The 25814-nt window shown below is 52.5% G+C and carries 25 protein-coding genes and 1 rRNA gene; 17 read left to right on the forward strand and 9 right to left on the reverse strand.

The annotated features are described in order from the left end of the window. The first annotated feature begins 16 nt into the window (after positions 1 to 16). The 12 genes from bamA (at position 17) to tilS (ending at position 15687) form a co-directional block, all read left to right on the forward strand. Positions 17 to 2431: an outer membrane protein assembly factor BamA gene (gene bamA / locus OGW16_RS07995; RefSeq protein ID WP_043018490.1), complete on the forward strand. Its 2415-nt coding sequence runs from the start codon at positions 17 to 19 to the stop codon at positions 2429 to 2431. Between the two features lie 122 nt (positions 2432 to 2553). After that, positions 2554 to 3039, forward strand: coding sequence for a molecular chaperone Skp (skp, locus tag OGW16_RS08000; RefSeq protein WP_016151765.1), 486 nt, complete (start codon positions 2554 to 2556; stop codon positions 3037 to 3039). 3 nt (positions 3040 to 3042) lie between these two features. Next, positions 3043 to 4068, forward strand: coding sequence for a UDP-3-O-(3-hydroxymyristoyl)glucosamine N-acyltransferase (lpxD, locus tag OGW16_RS08005; RefSeq protein WP_043018491.1), 1026 nt, complete (start codon positions 3043 to 3045; stop codon positions 4066 to 4068). Between the two features lie 103 nt (positions 4069 to 4171). Then, on the forward strand, positions 4172 to 4627 hold the full coding sequence (gene fabZ, locus OGW16_RS08010) for a 3-hydroxyacyl-ACP dehydratase FabZ (RefSeq protein WP_003018528.1): 456 nt from the start codon (positions 4172 to 4174) through the stop codon (positions 4625 to 4627). A 3-nt stretch (positions 4628 to 4630) separates the two neighbouring features. Then, positions 4631 to 5419, forward strand: coding sequence for an acyl-ACP--UDP-N-acetylglucosamine O-acyltransferase (gene lpxA, locus OGW16_RS08015; RefSeq protein WP_047406073.1), 789 nt, complete (start codon positions 4631 to 4633; stop codon positions 5417 to 5419). Further along, the gene (lpxB, locus tag OGW16_RS08020) at positions 5419 to 6567 is read left to right on the forward strand and encodes a lipid-A-disaccharide synthase (RefSeq protein WP_003829168.1); all 1149 of its coding nucleotides are present in this window, start codon (positions 5419 to 5421) and stop codon (positions 6565 to 6567) included. Before lpxA ends, lpxB begins: the two co-directional genes overlap by 1 nt. Next, the gene (gene rnhB, locus OGW16_RS08025) at positions 6564 to 7160 is read left to right on the forward strand and encodes a ribonuclease HII (RefSeq protein ID WP_047406069.1); all 597 of its coding nucleotides are present in this window, start codon (positions 6564 to 6566) and stop codon (positions 7158 to 7160) included. The genes lpxB and rnhB overlap by 4 nt, the downstream gene beginning before the upstream one ends. A gap of 24 nt (positions 7161 to 7184) precedes the next feature. After that, on the forward strand, positions 7185 to 10667 hold the full coding sequence (dnaE, locus tag OGW16_RS08030; protein WP_043018494.1) for a DNA polymerase III subunit alpha: 3483 nt from the start codon (positions 7185 to 7187) through the stop codon (positions 10665 to 10667). 12 nt (positions 10668 to 10679) lie between these two features. After that, a complete protein-coding gene (gene accA, locus OGW16_RS08035; protein WP_043018495.1) occupies positions 10680 to 11639 on the forward strand; it encodes an acetyl-CoA carboxylase carboxyl transferase subunit alpha in 960 nt (319 codons plus the stop codon). A 99-nt stretch (positions 11640 to 11738) separates the two neighbouring features. Beyond that, the gene (gene ldcC, locus OGW16_RS08040; RefSeq protein ID WP_087052151.1) at positions 11739 to 13889 is read left to right on the forward strand and encodes a lysine decarboxylase LdcC; all 2151 of its coding nucleotides are present in this window, start codon (positions 11739 to 11741) and stop codon (positions 13887 to 13889) included. Between the two features lie 54 nt (positions 13890 to 13943). After that, positions 13944 to 14333 carry a VOC family protein gene (locus tag OGW16_RS08045; protein ID WP_016151771.1) on the forward strand — a complete coding sequence of 130 codons (390 nt, stop codon included), beginning with the start codon at positions 13944 to 13946 and terminating at the stop codon, positions 14331 to 14333. 61 nt (positions 14334 to 14394) lie between these two features. Then, a complete protein-coding gene (tilS, locus tag OGW16_RS08050; protein WP_172862701.1) occupies positions 14395 to 15687 on the forward strand; it encodes a tRNA lysidine(34) synthetase TilS in 1293 nt (430 codons plus the stop codon). A gap of 53 nt (positions 15688 to 15740) precedes the next feature. Here tilS and rof read toward each other — a convergent pair whose 3' ends face one another. Together rof and OGW16_RS08060 are read right to left on the reverse strand one after the other, a co-directional pair. Next, positions 15741 to 16001 carry a Rho-binding antiterminator gene (gene rof, locus OGW16_RS08055; protein WP_003018503.1) on the reverse strand — a complete coding sequence of 87 codons (261 nt, stop codon included), beginning with the start codon at positions 15999 to 16001 and terminating at the stop codon, positions 15741 to 15743. Continuing rightward, entirely contained in the window at positions 15988 to 16188 is a 201-nt protein-coding gene (locus tag OGW16_RS08060) for a YaeP family protein (RefSeq protein ID WP_003018499.1), read from the reverse strand. The genes rof and OGW16_RS08060 overlap by 14 nt, the downstream gene beginning before the upstream one ends. A gap of 188 nt (positions 16189 to 16376) precedes the next feature. Here OGW16_RS08060 and OGW16_RS08065 point away from each other — a divergent pair, with 188 nt between their 5' ends. Genes OGW16_RS08065 through nlpE form a run of 3 tightly spaced genes read left to right on the forward strand, consistent with a single transcriptional unit; the run spans position 16377 to position 18073 of the window. Continuing rightward, a complete protein-coding gene (locus OGW16_RS08065; RefSeq protein ID WP_003018497.1) occupies positions 16377 to 16922 on the forward strand; it encodes a YaeQ family protein in 546 nt (181 codons plus the stop codon). After that, a complete protein-coding gene (gene arfB, locus OGW16_RS08070) occupies positions 16919 to 17341 on the forward strand; it encodes an alternative ribosome rescue aminoacyl-tRNA hydrolase ArfB (RefSeq protein ID WP_047406060.1) in 423 nt (140 codons plus the stop codon). Before OGW16_RS08065 ends, arfB begins: the two co-directional genes overlap by 4 nt. A 30-nt stretch (positions 17342 to 17371) precedes the next feature. Then, positions 17372 to 18073 (forward strand): envelope stress response activation lipoprotein NlpE, encoded by a 702-nt coding sequence (nlpE, locus tag OGW16_RS08075; protein ID WP_087051038.1) that lies wholly within the window; start codon positions 17372 to 17374, stop codon positions 18071 to 18073. A gap of 66 nt (positions 18074 to 18139) precedes the next feature. Here nlpE and OGW16_RS08080 read toward each other — a convergent pair whose 3' ends face one another. The 7 genes from OGW16_RS08080 to metN all read right to left on the reverse strand — a co-directional run bounded on the left by OGW16_RS08080 (position 18140) and on the right by metN (position 24612). Then, a complete protein-coding gene (locus OGW16_RS08080; RefSeq protein ID WP_043018501.1) occupies positions 18140 to 18964 on the reverse strand; it encodes a YaeF family permuted papain-like enzyme in 825 nt (274 codons plus the stop codon). A 53-nt stretch (positions 18965 to 19017) separates the two neighbouring features. Beyond that, positions 19018 to 20736, reverse strand: coding sequence for a proline--tRNA ligase (gene proS, locus OGW16_RS08085; protein WP_043018502.1), 1719 nt, complete (start codon positions 20734 to 20736; stop codon positions 19018 to 19020). 113 nt (positions 20737 to 20849) lie between these two features. After that, positions 20850 to 21557, reverse strand: a complete 708-nt coding sequence (gene tsaA / locus OGW16_RS08090) for a tRNA (N6-threonylcarbamoyladenosine(37)-N6)-methyltransferase TrmO (RefSeq protein ID WP_043018503.1) — start codon at positions 21555 to 21557, stop codon at positions 20850 to 20852. Further along, positions 21554 to 21958: an envelope stress sensor lipoprotein RcsF gene (gene rcsF / locus OGW16_RS08095; protein ID WP_043018504.1), complete on the reverse strand. Its 405-nt coding sequence runs from the start codon at positions 21956 to 21958 to the stop codon at positions 21554 to 21556. The genes tsaA and rcsF overlap by 4 nt, the downstream gene beginning before the upstream one ends. Positions 21959 to 22074: 116 nt before the next feature. Then, positions 22075 to 22890 carry a methionine ABC transporter substrate-binding lipoprotein MetQ gene (gene metQ / locus OGW16_RS08100; RefSeq protein ID WP_006686809.1) on the reverse strand — a complete coding sequence of 272 codons (816 nt, stop codon included), beginning with the start codon at positions 22888 to 22890 and terminating at the stop codon, positions 22075 to 22077. 44 nt (positions 22891 to 22934) lie between these two features. Next, positions 22935 to 23588 (reverse strand): methionine ABC transporter permease MetI, encoded by a 654-nt coding sequence (locus OGW16_RS08105; RefSeq protein ID WP_003018471.1) that lies wholly within the window; start codon positions 23586 to 23588, stop codon positions 22935 to 22937. After that, on the reverse strand, positions 23581 to 24612 hold the full coding sequence (metN, locus tag OGW16_RS08110) for a methionine ABC transporter ATP-binding protein MetN (RefSeq protein WP_043018505.1): 1032 nt from the start codon (positions 24610 to 24612) through the stop codon (positions 23581 to 23583). Before metN ends, OGW16_RS08105 begins: the two co-directional genes overlap by 8 nt. A 189-nt stretch (positions 24613 to 24801) precedes the next feature. Here metN and gmhB point away from each other — a divergent pair, with 189 nt between their 5' ends. Next, complete coding sequence (gmhB, locus tag OGW16_RS08115) at positions 24802 to 25368, forward strand: D-glycero-beta-D-manno-heptose 1,7-bisphosphate 7-phosphatase (protein ID WP_087051041.1); 567 nt, start codon at positions 24802 to 24804, stop codon at positions 25366 to 25368. Between the two features lie 367 nt (positions 25369 to 25735). Next, positions 25736 to 25814, forward strand: a 16S ribosomal RNA gene (locus tag OGW16_RS08120); the annotation flags it as partial.

Genomic DNA, 25814 nt, shown 5'->3' on the forward strand with positions numbered 1-25814 from the left:
AGAACGCATAATAACGATGGCGATGAAAAAGTTGCTCATAGCGTCGCTGCTGTTTAGCAGCGCCACCGTATACGGTGCTGAAGGGTTCGTAGTGAAGGACATTCATTTCGAAGGCCTACAGCGAGTCGCCGTTGGTGCGGCTCTCCTCAGTATGCCGGTGCGCACAGGCGACACGGTTAATGATGAAGACATCAGTAATACCATTCGTGCTCTGTTCGCCACCGGTAACTTTGAGGATGTCCGCGTCCTGCGCGATGGTGATACCCTTCTGGTTCAGGTAAAAGAACGTCCGACGATTGCCAGCATCACTTTCTCCGGTAACAAATCGGTGAAAGATGACATGCTCAAGCAAAACCTCGAGGCGTCTGGCGTACGTGTTGGCGAGTCTCTGGATCGCACCACGCTTGCCGATATCGAAAAAGGGCTGGAAGATTTCTACTATAGCGTCGGTAAGTACAGCGCCAGTGTGAAAGCGGTGGTAACGCCGTTGCCGCGTAACCGCGTTGACCTCAAGCTGGTCTTCCAGGAAGGCGTTTCGGCGAAGATCCAACAGATCAACATCGTCGGCAACCATGCCTTCTCGACCGACGAACTGATCTCTCATTTCCAACTGCGTGATGAAGTGCCGTGGTGGAACGTAGTGGGCGATCGTAAATACCAGAAACAGAAACTGGCGGGCGACCTCGAAACCCTGCGCAGTTACTATCTGGATCGCGGTTATGCTCGCTTCAATATCGATTCTACCCAGGTCAGCCTGACGCCGGATAAAAAAGGTATCTATATCACCGTTAACATCACTGAAGGCGAGCAGTACAAGCTTTCTGGGGTACAGGTGAGCGGTAACCTGGCCGGGCATTCCGCCGAAATTGAGACCCTGACTAAAATCGAGCCAGGCGAACTCTATAACGGCACCAAAGTGACCAAAATGGAAGATGATATCAAGAAGCTTCTGGGTCGCTATGGTTATGCCTATCCGCGCGTACAATCGCAGCCTGAAATCAACGATGCCGATAAAACCGTTAAATTACGTGTAAACGTAGATGCGGGTAACCGTTTCTATGTGCGTAAGATTCGTTTTGAAGGTAACGACACCTCTAAAGATTCCGTTCTGCGTCGCGAAATGCGCCAGATGGAAGGTGCCTGGTTGGGTAGCGATCTGGTCGATCAGGGTAAAGAGCGTCTGAACCGTCTGGGTTACTTTGAAACCGTTGATACCGATACTCAGCGTATACCGGGCAGCCCGGATCAGGTTGATGTGGTCTACAAGGTCAAAGAGCGTAACACCGGTAGCTTTAACTTCGGCGTCGGTTACGGTACTGAGAGCGGTGTGAGCTTCCAGGCCGGTGTCCAGCAAGATAACTGGTTAGGTACCGGTTATTCTGTCGGAATTAACGGCACCAAAAACGACTACCAGACCTATACTGAGTTGTCTGTAACTAACCCGTACTTCACCGTTGATGGTGTGAGTCTCGGTGGCCGCGTCTTTTATAACGATTTTGAAGCGGATGACGCAGACCTGTCTGACTATACCAACAAAAGTTATGGTACTGACGTAACGCTTGGCTTCCCGATTAACGAATACAACACGTTGCGTGCGGGTGTCGGTTATGTACATAACTCCTTGTCTAACATGGATCCACAGGTTGCGATGCAACGTTATCTGGAATCCATGGGTGAAAATCCTGACGCTGATAGCTTCAAATCAGACGACTTCACCTTCAACTATGGTTGGACATATAACAAGCTGGACCGTGGCTACTTCCCAACGGAAGGTACGCGTGTCAACCTGAACGGTAAAGTGACCATTCCGGGTTCTGACAACGAATACTACAAAGCGACGCTGGATACCGCGACCTATGTACCGATCGATGACGATCACAAGTGGGTTGTTCTGGGTCGTACCAAGTGGGGTTACGGTGATGGAATAGGCGGCAAAGAGATGCCGTTCTACGAGAACTTCTATGCCGGTGGTTCCAGCACCGTGCGTGGCTTCCAGTCCAATACCATCGGTCCGAAGGCTGTCTATTTACCGGCTAATCGTTATCACGACGATGACAATTATGATAACGAGTGTGACGCCAGCAATACTTCACCGTGTGAATCGGATGATGCGGTGGGCGGTAACGCCATGGCTGTCGCCAGCCTGGAATTCATCACCCCGACGCCGTTTATCAGCGACAAGTATGCCAACTCGGTCCGTACCTCGTTCTTCTGGGATATGGGTACCGTTTGGGATACGAACTGGGATTCAGCTAAGTACTCTGGTTATCCGGACTACAGCGATCCAAGCAATATCCGTATGTCCGCGGGTATCGCTTTACAATGGATGTCCCCATTGGGGCCGTTGGTTTTCTCCTACGCCCAGCCGTTCAAGAAGTACGATGGAGACAAAGCGGAACAGTTCCAGTTTAACATTGGTAAAACCTGGTAATTGTTCTTCGCAAAGGAATGTAGTGGTAGTGTAGCGCTGACTTTAGGCGATCTTGCATGAGATCGCCTGGCCACGCAAAGAACTGTACCTTCGGGTGCAAATGGGATGGTAAGGAGTTAATTGTGAAAAAGTGGTTATTAGCTGCAGGTCTCGGTTTAGCGATGGCAACGTCCGCACAGGCTGCTGACAAAATTGCAATCGTCAACATGGGTAGCCTGTTCCAACAGGTTGCACAGAAGACGGGCGTTTCTGCTACGCTGGAAAACGAGTTCAAAGGCCGTGCCAGCGAACTGCAGCGTATGGAATCCGATCTGCAATCTAAAATGCAGCGTCTGCAATCCATGAAAGCGGGTAGCGATCGTACCAAGCTGGAAAAAGACGTTATGGCTCAGCGTCAGACTTTCTCTCAGAAAGCTCAGGCTTTTGAGCAGGATCGTGCGCGTCGTTCCAACGAAGAACGTGGCAAACTGGTTACTCGTATCCAGACAGCTGTGAAATCTGTTGCTAACAGCCAGAGCATCGATCTGGTTGTTGACGCAAACACCGTTGCATACAACAGCAGCGATGTAAAAGACATCACCGCTGACGTACTGAAACAGGTTAAATAAGTAATGCCTTCAATTCGACTGGCTGATTTAGCAGAGCAGTTGGATGCAGAATTACACGGTGATGGCGATATCGTCATCACCGGCGTAGCGTCCATGCAATCTGCGCAAACTGGCAATATCACGTTCATGGTGAATCCTAAGTACCGTGAACACTTAGGCGTATGCCAGGCCTCTGCCGTTGTGATGACGCAGGACGATCTTCCTTTTGCTAAGTGTGCAGCGCTGGTAGTGAAGAATCCCTACCTGACCTATGCACGCATGGCGCAAATCTTAGATACCACGCCGCAGCCCGCACAAAACATTGCACCGAGTGCAGCGATCGATGCGACGGCGAAGCTGGGTAATAATGTCTCTGTGGGCGCAAATGCGGTCATTGAGTCTGGCGTAGAACTGGGCGATAACGTCGTTATCGGCGCAGGCTGCTTCGTCGGAAAAAATACAAAAATCGGCGCAGGTTCTCGCTTGTGGGCGAATGTGACGATTTACCACGATATTCAGATCGGTGAGAATTGCCTGATCCAGTCCAGTACTGTCGTCGGATCTGATGGATTCGGTTACGCGAACGATCGCGGTAACTGGGTGAAGATCCCGCAACTTGGTCGGGTGATTATCGGCGATCGCGTCGAGATCGGCGCTTGTACCACTATTGACCGTGGTGCTCTGGACGATACTGTGATCGGCAATGGTGTTATCATTGATAACCAGTGCCAGATTGCGCATAACGTTGTGATTGGCGACAATACGGCGGTAGCCGGTGGCGTCATTATGGCGGGTAGCCTGAAGATTGGCCGTTACTGCATGATTGGTGGCGCCAGCGTGATCAATGGGCATATGGAAATATGCGATAAAGTCACGGTTACTGGCATGGGTATGGTGATGCGTCCTATCACTGAACCTGGCGTCTATTCCTCAGGCATTCCGCTACAGCCCAACAAGGTATGGCGTAAAACAGCTGCACTGGTGATGAATATTGATGATATGAGCAAGCGTCTCAAAGCGATTGAGCGCAAGGTTAATCAACAAGACTAAAACACCTTTTTTGCATGTCTGACTTTTCGGCCTGTCCCATTCATACGATTGCGACAGGCCGTGTTATTATTGCCTTTTAGTATATTTTGACAGGAAGAGTATTTTGACTACTAACACTCATACTCTGCATATTGAAGAGATTTTAGAACTTCTGCCGCACCGTTTTCCGTTTCTGCTGGTTGACCGCGTGCTGGATTTTGAAGAAGGTCGTTTTCTGCGCGCAGTGAAAAATGTATCCGTTAACGAGCCTTTCTTCCAGGGCCACTTTCCGGGTAAACCTATTTTCCCAGGCGTACTGATTCTGGAAGCGATGGCGCAGGCCACCGGTATCCTCGCGTTTAAAAGCGTAGGAAAGCTGGAACCAGGCGAACTGTACTATTTCGCGGGTATTGACGAAGCGCGCTTTAAGCGTCCTGTCGTGCCAGGCGATCAGATGATCATGGAAGTGACTTTCGAGAAAACGCGCCGCGGCCTGACCCGTTTTAAAGGGGTTGCGCTGGTCGACGGTAAAGTTGTGTGCGAAGCAACGATGATGTGTGCCCGTAGCCGGGAGGCCTGATACGTGATTGATAAATCCGCCTTTATTCACCCAACCGCCATTGTGGAAGACGGCGCCAGCATTGGTGCTAACGCTCACATTGGCCCATTTTGTATTGTTGGACCCCATGTTGAAATTGGTGAGGGTACCGTACTGAAGTCTCACGTTGTCGTGAATGGCCATACAAAAATTGGTCGCGATAACGAGATCTATCAGTTTGCCTCCATCGGCGAAGTTAACCAGGATCTGAAATATGCTGGCGAACCGACCCGCGTGGAAATTGGCGATCGCAACCGCATCCGCGAAAGCGTCACCATTCATCGTGGCACAGTGCAGGGCGGTGGAGTGACGAAGGTGGGCAGCGATAACTTACTGATGATTAATGCGCACGTCGCGCATGATTGTACGGTAGGCAACCGCTGTATTCTGGCGAATAACGCCACGCTTGCCGGACATGTTTCGCTTGATGATTTTGTTATCATCGGCGGCATGACTGCGGTGCATCAGTTCTGCATCATTGGCGCGCATGTGATGGTTGGCGGCTGTTCTGGCGTAGCCCAGGACGTGCCTCCATACGTTATCGCCCAGGGCAACCACGCGACGCCGTTTGGCGTCAATATCGAAGGTCTGAAGCGTCGTGGATTCACCCGCGAAGCGATTACCGCGATTCGTAACGCCTACAAAGCGTTGTACCGTAGTGGTAAAACGCTGGAAGAAGTGAAACCAGAAATCGCGGAACTGGCGAAACAGTATCCCGAAGTTCAGGCTTTCAGCGACTTCTTTGAGCGCTCAACGCGTGGCCTGATTCGTTAATGACTGAGCAGCGTCCTTTAACGATTGCCCTCGTCGCCGGAGAAACCTCCGGCGATATTCTTGGTGCAGGGTTAATCCGTGCGCTCAAGGCTCGCGTTCCGAATGCGCGTTTTGTTGGCGTGGCGGGTCCGCTGATGCAGGCCGAAGGCTGTGAAGCCTGGTACGAAATGGAAGAGCTGGCGGTAATGGGCATTGTTGAAGTGCTCGGACGCCTGCGCCGTTTACTGCATATTCGCGCCGATCTTACTCGCCGGTTCACCGACTTAAAGCCGGATGTTTTTGTTGGTATTGATGCGCCTGACTTCAACATTACCCTTGAAGGGAACCTGAAAAAGCAGGGCATTAAAACCATTCATTACGTCAGCCCCTCTGTGTGGGCCTGGCGACAGAAACGCGTTTTCAAAATAGGCAGATCCACCAATATGGTGCTGGCCTTTCTGCCTTTCGAAAAAGCGTTTTATGACAAATTTAACGTCCCGTGTCGCTTTATCGGCCATACCATGGCGGATGCCATGCCGTTGGATCCGGATAAAAACGCAGCACGCGATGTTCTGGGCATTCCCCATGACGCTCACTGTCTGGCGCTATTGCCTGGAAGCCGTGGCGCAGAAGTGGAGATGCTCAGTGCCGATTTTCTGAAAACGGCGCAGCTGTTACGTCAGCATTATCCGGATCTCGAAGTGGTGGTGCCGTTGGTGAATGCCAAACGTCGCGAGCAGTTTGAGCGAATTAAAGCTGAAGTAGCACCGGAGCTTTCTGTTCATCTGCTCAACGGGATGGGACGTGAAGCAATGGTGGCCAGCGATGCTGCACTGCTGGCTTCAGGTACCGCCGCGCTGGAATGTATGCTGGCAAAATGCCCGATGGTGGTTGGCTACCGAATGAAACCTTTCACCTTCTGGCTGGCGAAGCGTCTGGTGAAGACAGACTACGTTTCGCTACCTAACCTGCTGGCGGGAAGAGAACTGGTTAAAGAGCTGTTGCAGGAAGAGTGTGAACCGCAGGCGCTGTCGCAAGCGCTGTTGCCGTTGCTGGCGAATGGTAAAACCAGCCATGCAATGCACGACACATTCCGTGAACTGCACCAGCAGATCCGTTGTAATGCTGATGAGCAGGCGGCGGATGCGGTCCTGGAGTTAGCGCAATGATTGAGTTTGTGTATCCACATACGCATTTAGTGGCGGGTGTGGATGAAGTTGGACGTGGTCCTTTGGTCGGCGCCGTTGTCACCGCCGCCGTCATTCTGGATCCGGCTCGCCCGATTATCGGTCTTAACGACTCAAAAAAACTGTCAGAAAAACGTCGCCTGGCGCTGTTTGATGAAATTAAAGAAAAAGCGTTAAGCTGGAGTCTGGGGCGTGCAGAACCGCATGAAATCGACGAACTGAATATTTTGCATGCCACCATGCTGGCCATGCAGCGTGCGGTTGCGGGTCTGCATATTGCGCCGGAATACGTATTAATTGACGGCAATCGTTGCCCGGCATTACCGGTGCCATCGATGGCGGTGGTCAAAGGCGACAGCCGCGTGGCGGAGATTAGCGCGGCGTCGATACTGGCAAAAGTCACCCGTGACGCTGAAATGGCGGCCCTGGATACGGTGTTCCCGCAGTATGGCTTTGCACAGCACAAAGGCTATCCAACCGCTTTTCATCTGGAAAAGTTGGCAATGCATGGTGCAACCGAGCACCATCGCCGTAGTTTTGGCCCCGTCAAACGCGCACTGGGACTCACGTCCTGATTCTTGTGTCGAAGGAATCTGAAGATGTCTGAACCTCGTTTCGTCCACCTGCGGGTGCACAGCGACTACTCCATGATCGATGGGCTGGCGAAAACCGGGCCGCTGGTGAAAAAGGCGGCCGCGTTAGGCATGCCTGCGCTGGCGATCACCGATTTTACCAACCTGTGTGGTCTGGTGAAGTTTTACGGAGCGGGTCACGGTGCGGGTATCAAGCCGATAGTTGGCGCAGATTTTCATGTCCGCAGCGAGCTGTTGGGCGATGAACTCACACAGCTCACCGTGCTGGCCGCAAACAATACCGGCTATCAGAACCTGACGTTGTTGATATCGAAAGCCTATCAGCGTGGTTATGGCGCAGAAGGGCCGGTCATCGACAGGGACTGGCTGGTCGAGCTTAAAGAAGGTTTGATTTTGCTCTCCGGCGGTCGCATGGGCGACGTCGGACGTAGCCTGCTGCGCGGTAATAGCGCACTGGTTGATGAGTGCGTGGGGTTTTACGAAGAACATTTTCCCAATTGCTACTTCCTCGAACTTATCCGCACCGGCAGGCAAGATGAAGAGAATTATCTGCATGCCGCAGTAGAACTGGCTGAAACGCGTGGTCTTCCGGTGGTGGCGACCAACGATGTTCGCTTCCTTGAAACCGGTGATTTTGACGCGCATGAAATCCGCGTGGCAATCCACGACGGGTTCACCCTTGATGACCCGAAACGCCCGCGTAACTATTCACCGCAGCAGTATATGCGCAGTGAAGACGAGATGTGTGAGCTGTTCTCGGATATTCCGGAAGCGCTGCAAAACACCGTCGAGATAGCCAAACGTTGTAATGTGACGGTGCGTCTGGGCGAGTATTTCCTGCCGCAGTTCCCGACTGGTGATATGACCACTGAGGATTTCCTCGTGGCAAAATCACGCGAAGGTCTGGAAGAACGTCTGGAATTTTTGTTCCCTGACCCAGAAGTTCGCGCGCAGAAGCGCCCACCTTATGACGAACGTCTGGAGATTGAACTTAAAGTTATCAACCAGATGGGATTCCCAGGCTACTTCCTGATCGTTATGGAGTTTATCCAGTGGTCGAAAGATAACGGCGTACCGGTAGGCCCGGGACGTGGTTCCGGCGCCGGCTCGCTTGTCGCCTATGCACTGAAAATTACCGACCTGGATCCGCTGGAATTTGACCTGCTGTTCGAACGTTTCCTGAACCCGGAACGTGTCTCAATGCCCGACTTCGACGTTGACTTCTGTATGGAGAAACGCGACCAGGTCATCGAGCACGTGGCAGAAATGTATGGTCGTGATGCGGTTTCGCAGATTATTACCTTCGGTACCATGGCGGCTAAGGCGGTTATCCGTGACGTGGGCCGTGTGCTCGGTCACCCGTACGGCTTCGTTGACCGTATTTCGAAACTGGTGCCGCCCGATCCGGGCATGACGCTGGCCAAAGCCTTTGAAGCCGAACCCCAACTGCCGGAAATTTATGAGGCAGATGAAGAGGTTAAAGCGCTGATTGATATGGCGCGTAAGCTGGAAGGCGTCACGCGTAACGCCGGTAAGCACGCCGGTGGCGTGGTTATCGCGCCGACCAAAATTACCGATTTTGCGCCGCTGTACTGCGATGAACAGGGGCTGCACCCGGTTACTCAGTTTGATAAGAATGACGTGGAATATGCCGGCCTTGTGAAGTTCGACTTCCTTGGTCTGCGTACGCTCACCATCATCAACTGGGCGTTGGAAATGATCAACGCGCGCCGTGAAAAGAACGGCGAGCCGCCGCTGGATATCGCCGCGATCCCGCTGGATGACAAGAAAAGCTTCGACATGCTGCAACGCTCGGAGACCACGGCGGTCTTCCAGCTTGAATCCCGCGGCATGAAAGATCTTATCAAACGTCTGCAGCCTGACTGCTTCGAAGATATGATCGCACTGGTGGCCCTGTTCCGTCCTGGTCCGCTGCAGTCGGGGATGGTAGATAACTTTATCGACCGTAAGCATGGTCGCGAAGAGATTTCCTACCCGGATGTACAATGGCAGCATGAGTGTCTGAAACCGGTACTGGAGCCGACCTACGGCATTATCCTGTATCAGGAACAGGTTATGCAGATTGCCCAGGAGCTGTCCGGATATACCCTTGGCGGCGCGGACATGCTGCGTCGTGCGATGGGTAAGAAAAAGCCGGAAGAGATGGCTAAGCAGCGCGGCACCTTTGAGGAAGGGGCGAAAAAGCGCGGCGTCGACGGCGAACTGGCGATGAAAATCTTTGACCTGGTGGAGAAATTCGCCGGTTACGGATTTAACAAATCGCACTCCGCTGCCTATGCGTTGGTCTCTTACCAGACGCTGTGGCTGAAGGCGCATTACCCAGCCGAGTTTATGGCGGCAGTAATGACGGCCGATATGGATAACACCGAGAAAGTGGTCGGGCTGGTGGATGAGTGCTGGCGTATGGGGCTCAAAATCCTGCCGCCGGATATCAACTCCGGGCTTTATCATTTTCACGTGAATGATGATGGTGAGATTGTCTACGGCATCGGCGCGATAAAAGGCGTGGGTGAAGGGCCAATTGAAGCTATTATTGAGGCGCGCAACGAAGGCGGTTATTTCCGCGAGCTGTTTGATCTCTGTGCCCGCACGGATATCAAAAAACTCAACCGTCGGGTGCTGGAAAAGTTAATCATGTCCGGGGCGTTCGACCGCCTTGGACCACATCGCGCGGCGTTGATGAATTCGCTCAACGATGCGCTCAAAGCCGCCGATCAGCATGCGAAAGCCGAGGCTATTGGTCAGGCTGATATGTTTGGCGTGCTGGCGGAAGAGCCGGAACAAATTGAACAGTCTTATGCCAACTGTACTCCATGGCCGGAGCAGGTGGTATTAGAAGGGGAACGTGAAACGTTAGGGCTTTACCTGACGGGACATCCCATCAATCAGTATCTAAAAGAAATTGAGCGCTATGTTGGAGGCCACAGGCTGAAAGACATGCATCCGACAGAACGTGGTAAAGTCACCACGGCTGCGGGGCTCGTCATTGCTGCGCGGGTAATGGTCACCAAGCGCGGCAATCGTATCGGCATCTGTACCCTGGATGACCGTTCCGGGCGTCTGGAAGTTATGTTGTTTACCGATGCCCTGGATAAATACCAGCAATTGCTGGAAAAAGACCGCATACTTATCGTCAGCGGACAGGTCAGCTTTGATGACTTCAGCGGCGGGCTTAAAATGATGGCCCGTGAAGTCATGGATATTGACGAAGCCCGGGAAAAATATGCTCGCGGGCTTGCTATCTCGCTGACGGACAGGCAAATTGATGACCAGCTTTTAAACCGACTCCGTCAGTCTCTGGAACCCCACCGCTCGGGGACAATTCCAGTACATCTCTACTATCAGAGGGCGGATGCACGTGCGCGATTGCGTTTTGGCGCAACGTGGCGTGTCTCTCCGAGCGATCGTTTGCTAAACGATCTCCGTGGCCTTATTGGTTCGGAGCAGGTGGAACTGGAGTTTGACTAATACAGGAATACTATGAGTCTGAATTTCCTTGATTTTGAACAGCCGATTGCAGAGCTGGAAGCAAAAATCGATTCTCTGACTGCGGTTAGCCGTCAGGATGAGAAACTGGATATTAACATCGATGAAGAAGTGCATCGTCTGCGTGAAAAAAGCGTAGAACTGACGCGTAAAATCTTCGCCGATCTCGGCGCATGGCAGGTAGCCCAGCTGGCGCGCCATCCACAGCGTCCGTACACCCTGGATTATGTCCGCCTGGCATTTGATGAATTTGATGAGCTGGCGGGCGATCGTGCCTATGCGGATGATAAAGCTATTGTTGGCGGCATCGCGCGTCTGGATGGCCGTCCGGTGATGATTATTGGTCATCAGAAAGGCCGTGAGACCAAAGAAAAAATCCGTCGCAATTTCGGCATGCCAGCGCCGGAAGGCTATCGCAAAGCGCTGCGTCTGATGGAAATGGCCGAGCGTTTCAATATGCCGATCATTACCTTCATCGATACCCCAGGGGCTTACCCGGGCGTGGGCGCGGAAGAGCGAGGTCAGTCTGAAGCGATCGCACGCAACCTGCGTGAAATGTCGCGTCTGAGCGTACCGGTAATCTGCACCGTCATCGGTGAAGGTGGTTCCGGCGGCGCGCTGGCGATCGGCGTAGGCGATAAAGTGAACATGCTGCAATACAGCACCTATTCCGTTATCTCCCCGGAAGGTTGCGCCTCCATTCTGTGGAAAAGCGCCGACAAAGCGCCGCTGGCCGCAGAAGCGATGGGGATTATCGCGCCGCGTCTGAAAGAGCTGAAGCTTATCGACTCTATCATCCCGGAACCGCTGGGCGGCGCGCACCGCAACCCGGAAGTCATGGCTGCGTCCCTGAAGGCACAGCTGCTGGCCGATCTCGCCGACCTCGACGTGTTAGGCAAAGAAGATTTGAAAAACCGTCGTTACCAGCGTCTGATGAGCTACGGTTACGCGTAAACTGCATTAATTCTGAAAAGGGCCACTATGCTGTGGCCCTTTTTTTTACCTGTGGTTTGGCCAGGCTATGATTAACTAAGGTTTTTCCAGGAGGAACGCATGAATATCATTGCCATCATGGGACCGCATGGCGTCTTTTATAAAGATGAGCCCATCAAGGAACTTGAGCGTGCGCTGCAACAGCAGGGGTTTCAGATTATCTGGCCGCAGAACAGCGTCGACCTGCTGAAGTTTATCGAACACAACCCGCGAATTTGCGGCGTCATTTTTGACTGGGATGAATATAGCCTGGAGCTGTGCAGTGATATCAACCAGCTCAACGAGTATCTCCCGCTCTACGCCTTTATTAATACCCATTCGACGATGGATGTCAGCGCGCACGACCTGCGCATGGCGTTGTGGTTTTTTGAGTATGCGCTGGGCCAGTCTGAGGACATTGCCACCCGCATTCGCCAGTATACCAGCGAATACCTCGATAACATCACGCCTCCTTTCACCAAAGCGCTGTTTACCTATGTGAAGGAAGGAAAGTATACCTTCTGCACGCCCGGACACATGGCGGGAACGGCGTATCAGAAAAGCCCGGTCGGCTGCCTGTTCTATGATTTCTTTGGCGGCAATACGCTGAAAGCCGACGTGTCAATTTCTGTGACCGAGCTGGGCTCGTTGCTGGATCATACCGGGCCGCATCTGGAAGCGGAGGAGTATATTGCGCGCACTTTTGGCGCCGAGCAGAGCTATATGGTGACCAACGGCACCTCGACGTCGAACAAGATTGTCGGCATGTACGCCGCGCCTGCAGGCAGTACGCTGCTGATCGACCGCAACTGCCATAAGTCGCTGGCGCATTTGCTGATGATGAACGATGTCGTGCCCATCTGGCTGAAGCCTACGCGTAACGCGCTGGGGATCCTGGGCGGTATACCCCGCCGGGAATTTACCCGCGTAAGTATTGAACGCAAGGTAGAAGAGACCCCTCAGGCGCAATGGCCGGTACATGCGGTGATCACCAACTCCACCTATGACGGCCTGCTGTATAACACCAACTGGATCAAGCAAACCCTGGATGTGCCCTCCATCCATTTTGATTCTGCCTGGGTGCCGTATACCCATTTTCATCCGATCTATCAGGGGAAAAGCGGGATGAGCGGTGAACGGGTACCGGGAAAGGTGATTTTTGAGACCCAGTCCACCCACAAGATGTTGGCGGCGTTGTCACAAGCTTCTCTGATCCACATTAAGGGCGATTACGACGAAGACACGTTCAACGAAGCCTTTATGATGCACACCTCCACGTCTCCGAGCTACCCGATAGTGGCGTCGATAGAAACGGCGGCGGCAATGCTGCGTGGCAATTCAGGCAAGCGGTTAATCAATCGTTCGGTGGAACGAGCACTGCATTTTCGCAAAGAAGTGCAGCGGCTACGCGAAGAATCAGATGGCTGGTTCTTTGATATCTGGCAGCCGGAAAAAGTAGATGAAGCGGAGTGCTGGCCAGTAGCGCCTGGTGAAGACTGGCACGGATTTGTCGATGCTGATGCCGACCACATGTTCCTCGACCCGGTGAAAGTCACGATTCTGACGCCGGGGATGGATGAACAGGGAAATATGAGTGAAGAGGGGATTCCTGCCGCGCTGGTGGCGAAATTCCTTGATGAACGCGGCGTCGTTGTCGAGAAAACAGGACCGTATAATCTGTTATTCCTGTTCAGTATCGGCATTGATAAAACCCGGGCGATGGGGCTGTTGCGCGGCCTGACGGAATTTAAGCGCTCGTACGATCTGAATTTACGCGTGAAAAATATGCTGCCAGATCTGTATGCCGAGGATCCCGATTTCTATCGCAATATGCGTATTCAGGATCTGGCGCAGGGGATCCATAAGCTCATCCGTCAACACGATCTCTCCGGGCTGATGCTGCGGGCATTTGATACCTTGCCGGAGATGAAAATGACGCCGCACCAGGCCTGGCAGCGGCAGATCAAAGGTGAGGTTGAAACCGTCGCGCTTGATCAACTGGTGGGGCGCATTTCCGCTAATATGATCCTGCCTTATCCTCCCGGCGTGCCGCTCCTGATGCCTGGGGAAATGATCACTGCCAATAGCCGCGCTGTACTCGATTTTCTGCTGATGTTGTGTTCAGTGGGCCAGCATTATCCTGGATTTGAAACCGATATTCATGGCGCTAAACTGGGTGAGGACGGCGTGTATCGCGTGAGAGTCCTAAAATCGGCCGAACGGCTTGCGTGAACCTATTACGTACGAGTAACGTGCTGACAGAAAAACGAAAGAGGCGATGACCCTATGCTGGGATTAAAACAGGTTCACCATATTGCTATCATTGCGACGGACTACGCGGCGAGTAAGGCATTTTACTGCGATGTGCTGGGTTTTACGCTAATCAGCGAAGCCTACCGGGAAGAACGTGACTCGTGGAAAGGCGATCTGGCATTGAACGGTCAGTATGTGATTGAGCTTTTTTCTTTTCCGTTTCCACCTTGCCGCCCGAGTCGACCGGAAGCCTGCGGTTTACGCCATCTTGCGTTCAGCGTGGACGACGTGGAAAAAGCGATTGCGCATCTGGAAGCTCACCACGTGAAGTGCGAATCCGTGCGTATCGATCCGTTTACCGGCAAACGCTTTACGTTTTTTAACGATCCTGACGGATTACCGCTCGAACTGTACGAGCTGTAAGGCTTGTCATTGTGGCGTTAGCCCGGTAACGTGCCGGGCAATGCCCTTGTAAGTAACCATCATGACGACACTCACGCTGAACACTTCACTGCTGAATTCTCAATCGATTCTGGTCGCCTTTAGCGGCGGGCTGGACTCTACCGTACTGCTGCATCAACTGGTGCTGTGGCGAGCGCAAAATCCTGAGCTCGCTTTACGCGCAATCCATATTCATCACGGATTAAGCCCGCAGGCAGACAGTTGGGTGCAGCACTGTGAGTCGGTATGTGCGCAGTGGCAGGTGCCGCTGGTGGTTGAACGAGTCCATCTTGAGGATGAGGGTCTGGGCATCGAAGCTCAGGCGCGACGCGCGCGCTATCAGGCATTTGCACAGACCTTACTACCGGGCGAGGTGCTGATGACCGCCCAGCATCTCGATGACCAGTGTGAAACCTTTCTGCTGGCGCTTAAGCGCGGCAGCGGTCCTGCCGGACTTTCCGCCATGGGTGAAAACTCACCGTTCGCCGGAACCCAACTGATTCGACCGTTGCTGGCGCAAACGCGAGAGGCGCTTGAAACATGGGCGCGGCAGCATGAATTATGCTGGATCGAAGATGAAAGCAATCAGGATGATGCCTACGATCGCAATTTCCTGCGTCTGCGCGTTATCCCGCAACTGCAACAGCGCTGGCCGCACTTCGCGCAAGCCGTTGCCCGCAGCGCCGCGCTGTGCGCCGAGCAGGAAAGTTTACTGGATGAACTGCTGGCCAACGATTTAGCGCAATGTGTGACTGTCCAGGGCACACTGTTACTGACGCCGTTAATGACAATGAGCGGCGTACGGCGTGCCGCTCTGCTTCGTCGCTGGCTGGCGGGGTTAAATGCGCCGATGCCTTCCCGTGATGGACTGGAACGTATCTGGCAGGAAGTGGCGCTGGCGCGGGAAGATGCTTCTCCCTGTTTTCGACTTGGAGAATACGAGGTCCGTCGCTATCAGTCACAGCTATGGTGGGTCAAACCGGTCGATGGGCAAAGTGAAACCGTCATTCCGTGGCCATGCTGGGAAACGCCGTTGACGCTGCCAGTTGGGTTAGGCTCTGTGCAGCTCATCTCTGCTGGTGAATTGCGTATGCCACAAGCGGATGAAGCCGTCAGCATTCGTTTTAAAGCGCCAGGCGTATTGCATATTGTCGGGCGTAACGGTGGACGTAAATTAAAGAAAATCTGGCAGGAGCAGGGGATCCCACCCTGGCGTCGAGATACCACGCCGCTGTTGTTTTATGGCGAAACGCTGATAGCGGCTGCGGGTGTTTTTGTGACGCGTGAGGGTATAGCGGAAGATGGGGCTGGTGTGAGTCTGGTTTGGCATGCCTGATGGCGCTGCGCTTATCAGGCCTGGTCATTTAGGCCTGATAAGGTACAAGAAAGTTAAGATTCGCTGACCACCACGGTACCGATTTGCGGGTGGCTGAAGCTGGCAATTTTGTCGAGACGAAGCTCCCGGGTTTCACCCGCGACATCGGCGACCAGATATTCCACGTTTTTACGCGAAACCAGGTCATTCGCTTTCGCCTGCAAAACTTCGCCATCTTTTAGCGCCAGCGTCAGTAACAAATGGTGCTGGCAGGCGAGTTCAAGATTGTCGTAATCATCGCAGTTGATGGGTTGATACGTTTCATTCATTGACATAATCGCTCACCAGTAAGTTCGCGGCAGCATACGCCGCTTTTTCCCTGACCGACTCTGGAAGGGCGCTGTCTGCCGCCACTTCATTAAGCACCTTCAATACGCAACCCAGCGCATCCGGGATATACCCTAAGTCTCCGCTGGCGATTTCCGCGTACCGCTTGCGTATTAACTCACAATATTTTTCCACATGCCCTCCTGTCAGCATTCTGACTTAACCGTGGATGCAAGTCTAAGCCTACGAAGATAAACTCTGTTTAGCAAGGTGACTATACCATACTCATTCAAGCAATATCAGCGCCTTGATAGAGGAGCAGTTAGCAGCCTTTTGCCGCAGTTTTCGCTACAATGTGCGCCTGATTCGAAAGGAGTTCTCTCATGGCGCTTAAAGCGACAATTTATAAAGCCGTTGTCAACGTAGCGGATCTCGACCGCAACCAGTTCCTTGACGCGGCCTTGACGCTGGCGCGTCACCCCTCTGAAACCCAGGAGCGCATGATGCTGCGCCTGCTAGCATGGATTAAATATGCCGATGAACGGCTGCAGTTCACGCGTGGCCTGAGCGCGGAAGACGAGCCTGAAGCATGGCTGCGTAACGACCATCTGGGCATTGATCTCTGGATTGAGCTGGGTTTGCCGGATGAGCGCCGTATTAAAAAAGCCTGTACCCAGTCTGGTGAGGTTGCCCTGTTTGCTTACAACAGCCGTGCGGCCCAGATCTGGTGGCAGCAAAACCAGAACAAGTGCGCGCAGTTTAAAAATCTGACCGTGTGGTATCTGGATGATGAACAACTGGCGCAACTGAGTGATTTTGCTGGTCGTACAATGGCGCTGCAGGCGACTATCCAGGACGGCGCTATCTGGTTGTCTGACTCTCAGAACAATCTGGAAATTCATCTGACCGCGTGGCAGCCGCGTTCATGATTGTTATCTCCCGAAACGTCTCTATCCCTGACAATGAGCTGGAAATCACGGCGATTCGGGCGCAGGGCGCGGGCGGTCAGCACGTTAACAAGACCTCGACGGCTATCCATTTGCGCTTTGACATTCGGGCCTCTGGCCTGCCAGAGTATTATAAGGAACGACTGCTTGCCGCCAGCCATCATCTGATTAGCGGTGATGGCGTGATTATCATTAAGGCGCAGGAATACCGTAGCCAGGAGCTTAATCGGGAAGCGGCAATCGCCCGACTGGTCGCGGTAATAAAAGAATTAACCGCAGTGCAAAAAAGCCGACAGGCAACTCGCCCTACGCGCGCCTCGAAAGAGCGCAGGTTGTCATCGAAGGCGCAAAAGTCCACAGTGAAAGCACTGCGCGGGAGAGTTCGTCGAACACAAGACTGACGAGCAGGAATAAAAATTTATAAGGAATTCATAGTGAAAACAGCAATATTGTCCGTAGTCGCTGCATGTACGCTTTTTTCCTTGATCGGCTGTAACAACCGTACTGAAGTCGAAGTACTACAGCCGACGCGGGCGGCAGAATTAAAACCGATGCAGCAAAGCTGGCGTGGCATTTTGCCTTGCGCGGACTGCGAAGGAATTGAAACTTCTCTGTTCCTGGAAAAAGACGGCACATGGGTGATGAACGAACGCTATCAGGGCGTGCGGGATGAACCGTCCTCTTTTGCCTCTTATGGTACATGGGCGCGCACTGCCGACAAACTGGTGCTGACTGACAGCAAAGGTGAAAAGTCGTACTACCGGGCAAAAGGTGAAGCGCTGGAGATGCTCGATCGTGAAGGTAACCCGATTGAGTCACAGTTCAACTACACGCTCCAGCCGGTTTCCGCCAGCTTACCGGTGACGCCAATGCCGATGCGGGGGATGTATTTCTATATGGCGGATGCCGCAATCTTTACCGACTGCACAACGGGTAAGCGTGTTTCTGTCGCGAACAATGCACAACTGGAGCGAGATTATCTGGTTGCGCGTGGCGCAACGGATAAGGCGGTGCTGCTCACGGTGGAAGGGCACTTCACGATGGAAGCAAATCCGGATACGGGCGCGCCCGTGAAAACGTTAATAGCGGATAAAGAAATTAAGTTTATCCCTGGGCAGAGTTGCGAAAATTAATCTGTCGCTTTTAAAAACTGTCCGGTGATTTCCCGGACAGTTTTCCTGTTTTCGGCTGATAAGGTTTTATCGGATCAATCCAACAAAACGACTCGTTTTGATATAAATACCTAACTTCAGGTGGCCGACATACTGCAGCTTCGTTTCAGACTTAAACGCGGAAATGTCGCCTTCGCGCATATGCATCAGGTCGGAAGGGCTAATCCAACCCGACTGCGCCATCGTTAGCGGGTGCCCGGCTTTGGCAAACGCATCAGTCACGAATTCGGAGCAAAACCACGCCTTCTTTTCTCCCTCGCTGGCATTGCTCAGTTGTGCTTTCGCCAGTCCGCTGACGCACTGCTGGCGAAAATCCTCTGAGAAAGGATTTAACGAACATATTTGCCTGGTCATCATAAACGGAATAAATTCTGCGATGCCGCGATAGTTATAGCCGCTGTCCTTGATTTTATAGGCAAATATTTTGATTTCTTCGGCCTGCAGTGGAGTGAGGTCGGGGACCCTCAGGGCAAAAAGCTTATCGCTGTGCTTTTCCACCTGCTCAAGAGAAACGATTTGCACGCCCGCCCCGGTTGCTTCTGCAACTTCATTATTACCCAGGTAAACGGCAACATGGCTGACAGAAGAAGTACTGAACGCGCGGATACTGAATGAGGTAACCCCAAGGCTAGAAGAAAATAACAGATCGCCAGGCTTGAGTTCGGTATCTGTAATCTCATGCAATGCCTTAGCAGTAAAGGAGCTTTGTCGCTGGAATTTTATCGCCCATTTTTTTGCCTGGGCATCGACGGCGGTTGCAGATGAATTCTGTTGACTGACGTCAAGCGTGCAGGCTGAAAGCAGAAAAAAGAAGGGGAAGAGCAGGCGATAATACGCCGCTGGTTTAGCCATTTTATACAATCCATGTAAAAAAAGGCCCTGATAATCAGGGCCTTTTGTCGGTATTAGCCTTTAATGGCTTTGACCAGGAAGTCGACGATGTCGCCGGTTTTAATCAGCTCTTTCTCGCCGTTACGACGGTATTTGTATTCGATATCGTCGTTGTCGAGGTTACGGTCGCCCAGCACGATAGTGTGCGGAATACCGATCAGTTCCATATCGGCAAACATCACGCCCGGACGCTCTTTACGATCGTCCATCAGTACTTCAATACCCTGCGCGCGCAGCTCAGCGTACAGCTTCTCAGCCAGCTCCTGCACACGGTAGGACTTGTGCATGTTCATTGGCAGAATCGCCACCTGGAACGGGGCGATAGCGTCTGGCCATACAATGCCGCGATCGTCAAAGTTTTGTTCAATAGCGGCAGCCACCACGCGAGTAACCCCGATACCGTAGCAGCCCATGGTCAGCGTTTGGTTACGACCATCTTCGCCCTGAACGGCGGCTTTCATCGCTTCAGAGTACTTGGTCCCCAGCTGGAAGATGTGGCCCACTTCGATACCGCGTTTGATCATCAGCGTACCTTTGCCATCCGGGCTTGGGTCGCCGGCGACGACGTTACGAATATCAGCAACTTCTGGCGTAGCCACGTCGCGATCCCAGTTGATACCGAAATAGTGTTTACCGTCGATGTTGGCACCGGCGGCAAAATCACTCATTACCGCAACGGTACGGTCGATAACCACAGGAATCGGCATGTTCACTGGCCCCAGCGATCCTGGACCTGCTTTTACCAGCGCACGAATTTCTTCTTCGGTGGCGAAGGTCAGCGGGCTGGCAACCTGCGGCAGTTTTTCCGCTTTGACTTCGTTCAGCTCGTGATCGCCACGAACCAGCAACGCAACCAGCGGGTAGCTGCTGCCTTCAACCGCTTTCACCAGCAGGGTTTTCACGGTTTTTTCGATAGGCAGGTTGAACTGCTCAACCAACTCGGCGATGGTTTTAGCGTTCGGCGTATCGACCAGCGTCATTTCCTGGGTTGCTGCCGCACGCGGCTCTTTCGGCGCCACGGCTTCGGCGAATTCGATGTTTGCTGCATAGTCGGAGGAGTCGGAGAAGATCACATCGTCTTCACCGCTCTGCGCCAGCACCTGGAATTCGTGAGAGGCGCTGCCGCCGATAGAACCGGTATCCGCTTGTACCGCACGGAAATCAAGACCCATACGGCTGAAGATTTTGCTGTACGCGGCGTACATCGCGTCGTAGGTTTCCTGCAGGGATTCCTGAGAGGTGTGGAAAGAGTAGGCATCTTTCATCAGGAATTCGCGGGAACGCATCACGCCGAAGCGCGGACGGACTTCGTCACGGAATTTGGTCTGGATCTGATAGAAGTTCAGCGGCAGCTGTTTGTAGGAGCTCAGCTCGTTACGGATCAGGTCGGTGATCACTTCTTCATGCGTTGGGCCGAGTACGAACGGACGATCGCCACGGTCAGCAATACGCAGCAGTTCCGGACCATATTGTTCCCAACGGCCGCTCTCTTCCCACAGTTCAGAAGGCTGAACGACCGGCATCAACACCTCGATCGCACCGGCGTTATTCATCTCTTCACGCACGATGTTTTCGACTTTTTTCAGGACGCGCACGCCGGTCGGCAGCCAGGTATATAACCCGGAGGCCAGCTTGCGGATCATCCCGGCGCGCAGCATCAGCTGGTGGCTGATGACCTCGGCGTCGGCAGGTGTCTCCTTCAAAGTGGAGAGCAAATATTGGCTAGTACGCATGTTGTTACGGTTCCAGTTGAACGATCGAACAGGCTCAAAATGAGCCTGGCACAAAACAAAAGTGGTTTAGTTTACCAGCGAGAAAGGGATGTCAAAAGAGTAGGCGACGCAAATTAGCGGGCTTCCAGCGCAAAGACCTCAAATCCTGACGGCGTGACGCGCCAGCGAACGTTAAAGTCCAGCAGCCAGACGGCGTAGGTTTTGCCTTCTTCCTCGTTTTTGCGGTATGCAGGGCGTGGATCCTGCGCCAGCACTTCGGCAATAAACTGACGAAGATGCGGGTAACGTTGTTCGAGCTTTAATAGCTGCTCAGTGAGCTCTTTACTGAACGTCACATCTACACTGGCCTGCGGCGCGTCCTGAGCATAGCTGGCGCGAGCATCAGGCAGCGATTCGGCAAACGGCAGATACGGTTTTATATCCACTACTGGCGTGCCATCAACAAGATCCAGCCCGCCAAGCTCTAGGATGACGTGCTCTTTATGGCAGCGAATGCCCCGCAGCTCAACCAATGACATGCCAACAGGGTTAGGACGAAACGTTGAACGCGTGGCGAAAACACCCATTCTGGCGTTGCCGCCAAGACGGGGAGGGCGCACGGTTGGACGCCATCCACCTTCCATCGTCTGGTGAAAAACAAAAATCACCCACAAATGGCTGAAGGCTTCCAGGCCGCGAACGGCATCGGCCTGGTTATAAGGTGCGAGCAAATGCAGTTCACCGCTGGCGCTTTTCACCAGACCTGGCTGGCGTGGCACGGCGAACTTTTCTTTATAGGGTGAGCGGATAACGCCTATTTGCTCGAACTGAAAATGGCTCATTTCGCCGAAATGTTCAGTGCAGAACCGATGCAAACCGCCTGGCGATAGCAACCCGGCGTTCCGCTGGTCACTTCGCAACTGTGCAGCAATACCGCATTCGCTTTCATTTTAGAGGCGTTAATCTGCATGCGTTTGCGTGCGGTTGGAATGCTCGGAGGGGAATCCTGGTTGGATGCCTGGCAGGATTCGCCGCTAACTTCGCCGAGATCGCGGAACGGTTTACCCACTAAATCTTCAGCGTTAGTAATGATTCTTACCGGCGTCGCGCGCGGTGCTTTTGGTTTTTCCGGCTCCGCTTTAGGCGGGGTAGCGGTGCTTTGAACGGGTTCAACAGGGGATCTGCTTAACATAGAACAGCCGCTCAGCATGAGTGCTACTAAACAGATCGGTAAAGCACGCATAATATTTCCTCAATGAATGATCTAAACGTCAGATATTGAATCAGGTGCTTGCATAAATGACAAGACGGGCAAGCGCCCGTCCTGATGATATTACAGATTCTGTAAACAGCCTAAAATTACCAGCCCTTAACAGCACCGCCGTTGAAGACTTTGTTTGCTGCTTCGTACACTTCATCAGACTGGTATGCCTGAACGAATTTCTTCACGTTCTCAGCATCTTTATTGTCTTCACGAGTCACGATCAGGTTTACGTACGGAGAATCTTTATCTTCAACAAAGATACCGTCTTTTGCCGGGGTCAGGCCGATCTGGCTGGCGTAGGTGGTGTTGATGACCGCCAGGGCGATTTGCGCATCGTCCAGAGAACGCGGCAACTGCGGCGCTTCCAGTTCAACCAGCTTCAGGTTTTTCGGGTTTTCAATCACGTCCAGCGCGGTCGGCAGCAGGCCAACACCGTCTTTCAGTTTGATTAAGCCCACTTTTTGCAGCAGCAGTAAGGAACGGCCAAGGTTAGTCGGATCGTTTGGAATCGCGACCTGAGAACCTTCCTGCAGCTCATCCAATGATTTGATTTTTTTGGAGTAACCCGCAATCGGGTAAACAAAAGTATTACCTGCGGCAACCAGTTTGTAACCGCGATCTTTGATCTGCTGATCCAGGTACGGTTTGTGCTGGAAGGCGTTAGCATCGATATCGCCTTTGCTCAGCGCTTCGTTAGGCAGAACGTAATCGTTAAACGTGACCAGCTCAACGTCCAGACCGTATTTTTCTTTAGCCACTTTCTGCGCGACTTCTGCAACCTGCTGCTCTGCGCCAACAATAACGCCCACTTTGATGTGGTTAGGATCTTTTTCATCCTGACCGCAACCCACAAGTGCCAGAGAACCGATCAGGGCTCCAACTGCCGCAAAGGTTTTGAATTTGAACGCCATGCTTATTTCCTTTTCTTAATGAGTTTTTAGTGTTGTGTGCAACGTTATTTGTGCGTGACAGCCCGAACGATGCGATCGCCGGATAACTGAATTAAATAAACCAGAACGACGAGCAATACCAGTACTGTATTCATTACGGTAGCGTTGTAACCAATATAGCCGTACTGATAACCAATCTGTCCAAGACCACCTGCACCGACGGCACCGCCCATCGCCGAGTAACCAACCAGCGTGATGAGGGTGATGGTGGCCGCATTGACCAGTCCTGGCAGTGCTTCTGGCAGTAATACCTTACGCACAATCTGCAGCGGAGTAGCGCCCATTGCACGCGAGGCTTCAATCAGCCCGGTCGGGATTTCGAGCAGCGCGTTTTCCACCATACGGGCGATAAAAGGCGCGGCGCCAACGGTCAGTGGGACGATAGCGGCCTGCAGCCCGATAGAGGTACCCACGATCATGCGGGTGAACGGAATCATCCACACCAGCAAGATGATAAATGGGATGGAACGGAAAATGTTCACTAGCGCAGAGAGCGTACGATAGAGCTTCGCGTTCTCAATGATTTGCCCAGGGCGGGTTACGTACAGCAACACGCCAACTGGCAGTCCAATCACAAAACCAAAAAAACCGGACACAAAGGTCATTGCCAGCGTTTCCCATACGCCGCGAACCAGCAGCCACATCATCGGCTCAGACATAACCTAGTACCTCTACTTTTACATGGTGTTCCTGCAACCAGTTAATGGCCGCTTGTGTATCTTCTTGTGTGCCGTGCATTTCAGTCAGCATGATGCCGAACTTCACGCCGCCGGCATAATCCATCTGCGCACTAATAATGTTGTTATTCACATTAAAGCGACGGGCCGTCTCAGAGAGTAATGGTGCATCGACCGAATGACCGGTGAATTCCATACGCAGCATCGGCACGCTGTCGGCTTCCGGCTCCGCTTTTAAACGTTCCAGATAATCTTCCGGAATATCCAGGTGCAGCGTGGACTGGATAAATTTCTGTGCCAGCGGCGTTTTCGGGTGTGAGAACACTTCGCTGACGGTGTCCTGCTCAATCAGTTCACCATTACTGATGACCGCTACGCAGTCACAAATACGTTTTACAACGTCCATCTCGTGGGTAATCAGCAGAATGGTGAGTCCCAGGCGACGGTTAATGTCTTTCAATAATTCCAGAATCGAACGGGTTGTTGCCGGATCGAGTGCGCTGGTGGCTTCATCGCACAGCAGCACCTTGGGATTACTTGCCAACGCACGGGCGATCGCCACACGTTGTTTTTGTCCACCGGAAAGGTTGGCCGGATAGCTATCGTGCTTGTCGCCAAGACCGACTAAATCAAGCAACTCTGTTACACGGCGTTTGATCTCTTCCTTTGGCGTGTTATCCAGTTCCAGCGGCAGCGCGACGTTGCCAAACACGGTACGGGAAGATAGCAGGTTAAAGTGCTGGAAAATCATGCCGATTTGACGGCGAGCTTTAGTCAGTTCTGACTCAGAAAGCGTCGTCAGCTCCTGACCGCCAACCTGAACGCTGCCTTCGGTAGGGCGTTCAAGTAAGTTAACGCAGCGGATGAGCGTACTTTTACCGGCACCCGAGGCGCCAATGACGCCATAAATCTGCCCGGCAGGAACGTGCAGGCTGACGTTATTAAGCGCCTGAATGGTGCGAGTCCCCTGCAGGAACACTTTGGTGATATTCGAAAGTTTAATCATTGGTTATTTATTATCGTAATTAAGTTAGCCGTGGCATTTTCGTCTGTCTGGTACGGTCGAAGCCGTCAACAAGATGGATGTTAAGGCATCCAGACGTCTAAATCAATCTAGCTTTGCACGATGAGCACTTTCTTGCCCGCCGAAACATGCGATACTAGAGCCACATGCCTTATTCAGGAGCTATAAAAGGTGGCAAAATCTGTACCCGCAATTTTTCTCGACCGTGACGGCACCATTAATGTGGACCATGGTTACGTACATGAGATTGACGAGTTCGAGTTTATCGACGGCGTTATTGATGCCATGCGTGAACTTAAAAGCATGGGTTACGCACTGATCGTCGTGACCAACCAGTCTGGTATCGCTCGCGGTAAATTTACTGAGGCACAGTTTGAAACGTTGACCGAATGGATGGACTGGTCGCTGGCGGATCGCGACGTTGATCTGGATGGTATCTACTATTGCCCACATCATCCGCAAGGAACTATAGAAGAATATCGTCAGGTCTGCGACTGCCGTAAACCGCATCCTGGAATGTTGATCTCCGCCCGAGACTTCCTGCACATCGATATGGCCGCTTCTTATATGGTAGGCGACAAAATAGAAGATATGCAGGCGGCGGCGGCTGCGAATGTTGGCACCAGGGTACTGGTGCGCACGGGTAAACCTGTTACCCCGGAAGCAGAAAATGCGGCAGATTTGGTCATAAACAGTCTGGCAGACTTGCCAATGGCAATAAAAAAGCAGCAAAAGTAAGCGTAATGGATAAAAGGTGAGCGGTTGAAACAAAAATGCATTTTTCCGCTTGTCTTCCTGAGTCGACTCCCTATAATGCGCCTCCATCGACACGGCGGATGTGAATCACTTCACACAAACAGCCGGTTGATTGAAGAGAAAAATTCTGAGATTCAGGGTTGACTCTCAAAGAGGAAAGCGTAATATACGCCACCTCGCGACAGAGCGCTAAAGCGCGTCGCAACTGCTCTTTAACAATTTATCAGACAATCTGTGTGGGCACTCGAAGATACGGATTCTTAACGTCGCAAGACGAAAAATGAATACCAAGTCTCTTGAGTGAACATACGTAATTCATTACGAAGTTTAATTCACGAGCATCAAACTTAAATTGAAGAGTTTGATCATGGCTCAGATTGAACGCTGGCGGCAGGCCTAACACATGCAAGTCGAACGGTAGCACAGAG

It is taken from the genome of Citrobacter sp. Ce104, assembly GCF_030334595.1.
GTDB lineage: Bacteria > Pseudomonadota > Gammaproteobacteria > Enterobacterales > Enterobacteriaceae > Citrobacter > Citrobacter europaeus.